Below are 1,405 nucleotides of genomic sequence, written 5' to 3'. Positions count from 1 at the left end.
AGGCAAAGCTAAAGGGCTTGCCGCCTGCAATTCACAGACAACAAGCCCTTTCGGCTGCTTAAACAATTTTTGCTTTCAAATATTGTCTAACTTTTGGGGGTCACTTCATTTTCCTCCAAACTTTTATTGTGTTTCAATTAGATTGACAATCCGGGCAGAACGCCAGAGCATGCGCCCAAGATCAACACACCCACAAATGCGATCACACTTGCAATCGTCACACCGCCAGTACAAGACCAGAGAGTCTTCTTGACACCAAGATTATCCAGTTTTTCAATCAGCCAGAAGCCACCGTCCGTCGGAATCGTCAGGCCGATTGCTGCTGCACAGATTGCAAGGCCCAGCAAAACATTGCTCACGCCCATTTGTGCGGCTACCGGACCCAATACCGTTGCAGCTGTCAGCATACCGACCGTTGCAGAACCAAGAGCTGCGCGAAGGAGCAGGCAAAGGATGAAGGCCAGCACCAGAACCGAAATATGCGCAGCAGAGAGAATGGACACCAGATTGTCACCGATCCCGCTTGCCTGAATGATACCGCCAAACGCGCCGCCAGAGCCCAGAATCAGGAACATTTCGCCCTGCTGATTAAAGGTTGTGGAAATGACTTTGGCATACGGAATCGAAATATATTTTCTCAGCACAACCATCGCAACCAGTACACTGATACCCAGCGACATCATACCAGATCCGCCGGTGAAAAAGCCGCAAACCGCAACAACAGACGCATTGCTCGGAAGGATCATCGGAACAATCGTGCAAATAATAATAATGACAATCGGAAGCAGAATCAGGCCTACAGACAACGCAGTAGAGGGCAAAGCACCCTGATTGTCTTCGTTTTCTGCGGAAAACTCCTCTACTTCGGTCGGCTCCTCATAGGGGAATTTCTTTCCGAGGTATTCACCATACAGCCAGCCGCCGATCAACGATGCTGGAATACTGATGATGACCGCATAGAAAATAAACCAGCCGACATTTGCGCCAAGCGTTGCAGAGACTGCCAGCGGACCCGGCGTCGGAATGACCAGGCAGTGCGTTACTGTTAAGCCAACCGCCAAAGCCGTGATGTACACAATCGGATTTTTCTTGGTATCTTTCGCAAGCCGTTTGCACAGCGGATTCAAAATGATGTAGGCAGAACCCATATATACCGGAATGGAGATGATATAGCCGATAATGTTCATGGCCAGCGAGGCTTTTTTCTTGCCCGCCACTGCCAACACGCCATTTGCCAACTGCTTTGTGACGCCTGCTTCATTCAGCAAACTGCCGAGCAGTGCGCCAAGTCCGATTGGAATAGTCAAGAAAACCGCACACCCAACGAATTCAATTAGGCAACCTGCGCCGGATTTTGCGCCCACCGTGCGCGCTTGCGCAGCGGAGGAAGGTTTTCCTCATTGGC

Annotated in this window: 1 protein-coding gene; it reads right to left on the bottom strand. The window is 50.5% G+C overall.

The features are described from left to right. Positions 1 to 137 precede the first annotated feature (137 nt). Positions 138 to 1,307, bottom strand: coding sequence for a GntP family permease (locus tag ACTQ34_RS17915; protein ID WP_441364956.1), 1,170 nt, complete (start codon positions 1,305 to 1,307; stop codon positions 138 to 140). Positions 1,308 to 1,405 lie beyond the last annotated feature (98 nt).

This window comes from Agathobaculum sp. LCP25S3_E8, assembly GCF_052117165.1.
Lineage (GTDB): Bacteria > Bacillota > Clostridia > Oscillospirales > Butyricicoccaceae > Agathobaculum.
The sequence above is the reverse complement of the archived record's forward strand: the minus strand, read 5'-3'. Positions and strand labels throughout refer to the sequence as shown.